Annotated in this window: 6 protein-coding genes (1 of these 6 only partly in view); all 6 read left to right on the forward strand. The window is 56.5% G+C overall.

The window, feature by feature from the left end; genetic code table 11:
* Positions 1–363: 363 nt before the first annotated feature.
* Positions 364–2088 carry an acetolactate synthase 3 large subunit gene (locus tag I9H09_RS03120; RefSeq protein WP_053932148.1) on the forward strand — a complete coding sequence of 575 codons (1725 nt, stop codon included), beginning with the start codon at positions 364–366 and terminating at the stop codon, positions 2086–2088.
* Positions 2089–2090: 2 nt separating this feature from the next.
* On the forward strand, positions 2091–2582 hold the full coding sequence (gene ilvN / locus I9H09_RS03125) for an acetolactate synthase small subunit (protein ID WP_005895788.1): 492 nt from the start codon (positions 2091–2093) through the stop codon (positions 2580–2582).
* Between the two features lie 47 nt (positions 2583–2629).
* Positions 2630–3646 carry a ketol-acid reductoisomerase gene (ilvC, locus tag I9H09_RS03130; protein ID WP_005895790.1) on the forward strand — a complete coding sequence of 339 codons (1017 nt, stop codon included), beginning with the start codon at positions 2630–2632 and terminating at the stop codon, positions 3644–3646.
* Between the two features lie 146 nt (positions 3647–3792).
* Positions 3793–4638, forward strand: coding sequence for a CDP-diacylglycerol--serine O-phosphatidyltransferase (pssA, locus tag I9H09_RS03135; RefSeq protein WP_005895796.1), 846 nt, complete (start codon positions 3793–3795; stop codon positions 4636–4638).
* A 70-nt stretch (positions 4639–4708) separates the two neighbouring features.
* Positions 4709–5722 carry a protein-methionine-sulfoxide reductase catalytic subunit MsrP gene (msrP, locus tag I9H09_RS03140; RefSeq protein WP_122311990.1) on the forward strand — a complete coding sequence of 338 codons (1014 nt, stop codon included), beginning with the start codon at positions 4709–4711 and terminating at the stop codon, positions 5720–5722.
* On the forward strand, positions 5722–6000 hold the 5' portion of the coding sequence (msrQ, locus tag I9H09_RS03145) for a protein-methionine-sulfoxide reductase heme-binding subunit MsrQ (RefSeq protein WP_122347766.1). The gene runs 354 nt beyond the window's last position; 279 of the gene's 633 nt are visible here — the first part of the coding sequence; its start codon is at positions 5722–5724; its stop codon lies beyond the right edge, outside the window. Before msrP ends, msrQ begins: the two co-directional genes overlap by 1 nt.

Here is a 6000-nt window from a genome sequence, read left to right on the forward strand (position 1 = left end):
TACCATAACAGTGCATTTCAGTCCGAAACGGTGCGAATTCACAGGCTTGCTGTCAAGAAAGCGCACGGATGACTTGACTTGAGGGGGGGGAATCACAACAATCCAAAGTTCGCTGTAGAAGGACTGCCAGAAGCAGACCCTCTCGGTAGATCATGAGGCGCACATCCGCGCCGACCTGTAACACCCGCAACGCGTTACCTCGCGCTGGGTGGGAATGTTCCGCAACACTCAGGGACATCCCAATACTTGCTCAGTCAGTGCTGACGTAGTCGGCGACCACCGTCGCTCATGCTCTGCTGGCAGTAAACCTATTAAGACCCGTCCCGGAGTGGGCGGTATTCTGGCGTTTTAGAGGTGAACAACGTGGAGCTTTTATCTGGCGCTGAAATGATCGTCCGTTTTTTGCGTGACGAAGGCGTTGAGCATATCTATGGGTACCCGGGTGGTGCTCTCCTGCATGTCTACGATGCCCTGTTCAAAGAACCGGCGGTGAGCCATATTCTTGTTCGCCACGAGCAGGCTGCCACGCACATGGCCGACGGCTATGCGCGCGCTACCGGCAAGGCGGGTGTGGTACTGGTGACCTCGGGTCCTGGTGCCACCAATGCTATTACTGGCATCGCGACTGCTTACATGGACTCCATTCCGATGGTGGTTCTGTCCGGTCAGGTTGCCAGCACGCTGGTGGGCACCGATGCGTTCCAGGAGACCGACATGATCGGTATCTCCCGGCCGATCGTGAAGCACAGCTTTATGATCAAGCACCCGTCGGAAATTCCGGAAATCCTGAAAAAAGCCTTCTATCTGGCGCAGTCCGGTCGTCCTGGTCCTGTGGTTGTCGATATCCCCAAAGACATGACCAACCCGGCCGAGAAGTTCGAATACGTCTTTCCCAAGAAAGCCAAGCTGCGCTCCTACAGCCCTGCGGTTCGTGGTCACTCTGGCCAGATCCGCAAGGCTGTCGAGATGCTTCTGGCAGCCAAGCGTCCTATCATCTATGCCGGTGGCGGCGTGATCATGGGCAATGCTTCGGCGCAATTGACCGAGCTGGCTCAACTGCTGAATGCGCCGGTCACCAATACCCTGATGGGGCTGGGTTGCTATCCAGGCACTGATCGTCAGTTCGTCGGCATGCTCGGCATGCACGGCAGCTATACGGCCAACCTCGCGATGCACCACACCGACGTTATTCTGGCTGTCGGTGCGCGCTTCGATGACCGGGTGATCAACGGCGCGAGCAAGTTCTGCCCCAATGCCAAGATCATCCACATCGACATCGATCCTGCTTCGATTTCCAAGACCATCAAGGCCGACGTGCCTATCGTCGGTCCGGTCGAAAGCGTGCTGACCGAAATGGTCGCCACCCTGAAGGAGATCGGCGAGATACCTGACAAGGCATCGGTCGAAGCGTGGTGGAAGCAGATTGACGAGTGGCGCGGGACGGGCGATCTGTTCCCGTACAACCGTGGCGATGGCACGGTCATCAAGCCGCAGGCAGTTATCGAAACACTGTGCGAAGTCACCAAGGGCGATGCCTACGTGACGTCTGACGTAGGTCAGCACCAGATGTTTGCTGCGCAGTACTACCGATTCAACAAGCCGAACCGCTGGATCAACTCCGGTGGTCTGGGCACCATGGGCTTCGGCTTCCCGGCTGCGATGGGCGTGAAACTGAGCTTTCCGGACGAGCATGTTGCCTGTGTGACCGGCGAAGGCAGTATCCAGATGAACATTCAGGAGCTGTCGACCTGTCTGCAATATGGTTTGCCGGTGAAGATCATCCTGCTCAACAACGGTGTACTGGGCATGGTTCGCCAGTGGCAGGACATGAGCTACGGCGCGCGTCACTCGCATTCCTACATGGAATCGCTGCCTGACTTCGTCAAACTGGTCGAAGCGTATGGCCATGTAGGCATGCGCATCACCGATTTGAAAGATTTGAAGCCGAAGATGGAAGAAGCGTTTGCCATGACTGACCGGTTGGTGTTCCTCGACATTCAGGTCGATGTGACCGAGCACGTCTACCCGATGCAGATCAAGGACGGCTCCATGCGCGATATGTGGTTGAGCAAGACGGAGCGGACATAATCATGCGCCATATCATTTCCCTGCTGCTGGAAAACGAACCGGGTGCGCTGTCTCGTGTAGTGGGCCTTTTCTCCCAGCGCAACTACAACATCGAAAGCCTGACGGTCGCGCCAACCGAAGACCCGACCCTGTCGCGTCTGACGCTGACCACCGTGGGCCACGATGAGGTGATCGAGCAGATTACCAAAAACCTCAACAAGCTCATTGAAGTGGTCAAGCTGGTCGACCTGTCGGAAAGCGCTCATATCGAGCGCGAGCTGATGCTGGTCAAGGTGAAGGCCACTGGCGCGCAGCGTGCCGAGATCAAGCGGACTACGGACATTTTCCGTGGCCAGATCGTCGACGTGACTGCCAGCGTCTATACCGTGCAGATGAGCGGCACAAGCGACAAACTGGACAGCTTCATTCAGGCCATCGGCACTGCCGCCATCCTGGAAACAGTACGCAGTGGCGTGACGGGCATCGCCCGTGGCGACAAAGTGCTGAGCATCTAACTCAATTAAGCAAATGGCCTGAACGGCCAAGATAACAGGGGATTTCCATGAAAGTTTTCTACGACAAAGACTGTGACCTTTCGATCATCCAGGGCAAGAAAGTCGCCATCATCGGCTACGGTTCGCAAGGCCACGCTCAAGCGTGCAACCTGAAAGACTCCGGTGTTGACGTCACTGTCGGCCTGCGTAAAGGTTCGGCCACTGTCGCCAAGGCTGAAGCTCATGGCTTGAAAGTGACTGACGTTGCTTCTGCCGTTGCTGCTGCCGACGTGGTCATGATCCTGACCCCTGACGAGTTCCAGTCCCAGCTGTACAAGAATGAAGTCGAGCCGAACCTGAAAAAGGGCGCAACACTGGCGTTCTCCCACGGCTTCGCGATTCACTACAACCAGGTCGTGCCTCGCGCTGACCTCGACGTGATCATGATCGCGCCGAAGGCTCCGGGCCACACTGTGCGTACCGAATTCGTCAAAGGCGGCGGTATTCCTGACCTGATCGCGGTTTATCAGGATGCGTCCGGCAACGCCAAGAACGTTGCTTTGTCCTACGCTTCGGGCGTTGGCGGTGGCCGTACCGGTATCATCGAAACCACCTTCAAGGACGAGACTGAAACCGACCTGTTCGGCGAGCAGGCTGTTCTGTGCGGCGGTACTGTCGAGCTGGTCAAAGCCGGTTTCGAAACGCTGGTTGAAGCGGGTTACGCGCCAGAAATGGCTTACTTCGAATGCCTGCACGAACTGAAGCTGATCGTTGACCTTATGTACGAAGGCGGTATCGCCAACATGAACTACTCGATCTCCAACAACGCCGAGTTCGGCGAGTACGTGACCGGTCCTGAAGTCATCAACGCCGAATCCCGTCAGGCCATGCGCAACGCTCTGAAGCGCATCCAGGACGGCGAATACGCGAAGATGTTCATTACCGAAGGTGCAACCGGCTACCCTTCGATGACCGCCAAGCGTCGTAACAACGCTGAGCACGGTATCGAAGTCATCGGTGAAAAACTGCGCTCGATGATGCCTTGGATTGCGGCGAACAAGATCGTCGACAAAGACAAGAACTAAGCATTCAGCTTCACAAAAAAACGCGGCCAATCGGTCGCGTTTTTTCGTTATGGGTCAGGCTCTGGTATAAAGCTGCAATTGTTTGCTGGCGAACCCTCGCCGCAGACCTGTGTCGAACCTTTTCATACCGCTGCAAGGTAATCTCCATGAGCGAACGTCCTGAAGAGCCCATCAAGGCCTCTGACGCTGAAAGTCTGCTACCGATCGATGAGCATGTAGAAGAAGGGCATGACGCCGAAGGCCGGCAAGTCCGGCATCGCGGTATCTACCTGCTGCCTAACCTGTTTACCACTGCGAATCTGTTCGCTGGCTTCTATTCCATCATCAGCTCCATGAGCGCACAAAGCGCGATGAGTGCAGGTGATACCGCCGGTGCGAGCAAGTATTTCGCATTCGCGGCGATTGCGATCTTCGTTGCTATGGTGCTCGATGGCCTGGATGGTCGTGTTGCACGCATGACCAATACCCAGAGCGCATTCGGCGCCGAATACGATTCCCTGTCCGACATGGTCGCCTTCGGTGTCGCCCCGGCGCTGCTGGCGTTTGGCTGGGCATTGGGTGACATGGGCAAGGTCGGCTGGATGGTGGCCTTCATCTATGTGGCGGGTGCTGCATTGCGACTGGCGCGCTTCAATACCCAGGTCGGCAAGGCTGACAAACGTTACTTCATCGGTCTGGCCAGCCCTGCTGCGGCAGGTGTTGTGGCAGGCACCGTCTGGGCATTCAGCGATTTCGGCATTCAAGGCTCCAAGCTGTCGTTTCTGGTGGCCTTGCTGGTCGCTGCAGCCGGCATGCTGATGGTTAGCAACATCAAGTACAACAGCTTCAAGGAGCTGGACCTGAAAGGGCGCGTGCCTTTTGTAGCAATTCTGGCCGTTGTGCTGGTGTTTGCGGTGGTGTTCAGTGATCCACCGCGCATTCTGCTGCTGATATTCCTCGCTTATGCGTTGTCCGGACCGATTCAGTATCTATTGCATCGCCGTAAGGCCTAGCCAATGATCTGATTTCCACCATACTCCGTAGTCTATTGGTGCATCAGTTCCTTTGGCCTGCGGAGTCATCATGCTAATCAAGCTTCCTTCTGCGTCCGACTCGAAAGAGTCGGACGTCACGCCTGAATCTATCTACCTTTCCCGGCGCACGCTGCTTGCCAGTTCGCTGGCCGGTCTGGCTGTCACGGCATTGCCGCGATGGGCCGGTGCAGCTGACGCCTCCCGTTACGCCGATGTGGAGCCGGGCAAGGCTCCGGGGTGGTTTGCCGACAAGCTGCCTGCCACCAAATGGCAGGCAGTCAACGTCAAGGACGAAGCGATCACGCCGTTCAAGGACGCGACTCACTACAACAACTTCTACGAGTTCGGCACTGATAAAGGTGATCCTGCCAAAAATGCCAGTTCGTTGCAGACCGAGCCGTGGAGCGTTGTGATCGATGGCGAAGTCGGCAAGCCGGGGCGCTATGCGCTTGAAGACTTCATGAAGCCCTATCAACTGGAAGAGCGGATCTATCGGCTGCGCTGTGTAGAGGCCTGGTCGATGGTTATTCCGTGGATGGGGTTCCCGATCTCTGAGCTGCTCAAGCAGGTGGAGCCAACGTCCAAAGCCAAATACATTCGCTTCGAAACGCTGGAGGACCCCAAGTCAATGCCAGGTCAGCGCTCAGACTTTGCTTTGATCGACTGGCCTTATGTAGAAGGGCTGCGTCTGGACGAGGCAATGAACCCGTTGGCGATTCTGGCAGTGGGTATGTACGGACGTGAGCTGCCTAACCAGAATGGCGCGCCGCTGCGTTTGGTGGTGCCGTGGAAATATGGTTTTAAAAGTGTGAAGTCCATCGTACGAATCAGTCTGGTCAGCGAGCAGCCCAAGACCACCTGGCAAAGTATTGCGGCCAATGAATATGGCTTCTACGCCAACGTCAACCCGACTGTCGATCATCCGCGCTGGACACAAGCTCGCGAGCGCCGCCTGCCGAGCGGGCTGTTCAGCCCTAACGTGCGCGATACGCAAATGTTCAACGGTTATGCGGAGGAGGTTGCTTCCTTGTATGCAGGCATGGATTTGCGGAAGGACTATTGATGCGATATCCGTTTTTTCGTCTGGCGGTCTTTATTGCTGCCTGTATTGCGCCCGTGTGGTGGGTTTATCAGGCCTGGATTTTCGCCTTGGGGCCTGATCCGGGCAAAGCCCTCGTCGAGAACTTAGGCCTGGCAACATTCATCATGTTGCTGATCACAATGTCGATGACGCCGTTGCAGCGTCTTACCGGCTGGCCGGGCTGGGTTGTGGTGCGTCGCCAGCTGGGGTTGTGGTGCTTTGCCTATGTGGTGCTGCACATGGCGATGTACGCAATGTTT

Origin of the sequence: Pseudomonas tremae, from assembly GCF_023278125.1 — a bacterium.
Taxonomy (GTDB): Bacteria; Pseudomonadota; Gammaproteobacteria; order Pseudomonadales; family Pseudomonadaceae; genus Aquipseudomonas; species Aquipseudomonas tremae.

Coding starts and splice junctions, on each gene's coding strand:
- ilvN (WP_005895788.1), top strand. CDS start 2,091: ATGCGCCATATCATTTCCCTGCTGCTGGAAAACGAACCGGGTGCGCTG.
- ilvC (WP_005895790.1), top strand. CDS start 2,630: ATGAAAGTTTTCTACGACAAAGACTGTGACCTTTCGATCATCCAGGGC.
- pssA (WP_005895796.1), top strand. CDS start 3,793: ATGAGCGAACGTCCTGAAGAGCCCATCAAGGCCTCTGACGCTGAAAGT.
- msrP (WP_122311990.1), top strand. CDS start 4,709: ATGCTAATCAAGCTTCCTTCTGCGTCCGACTCGAAAGAGTCGGACGTC.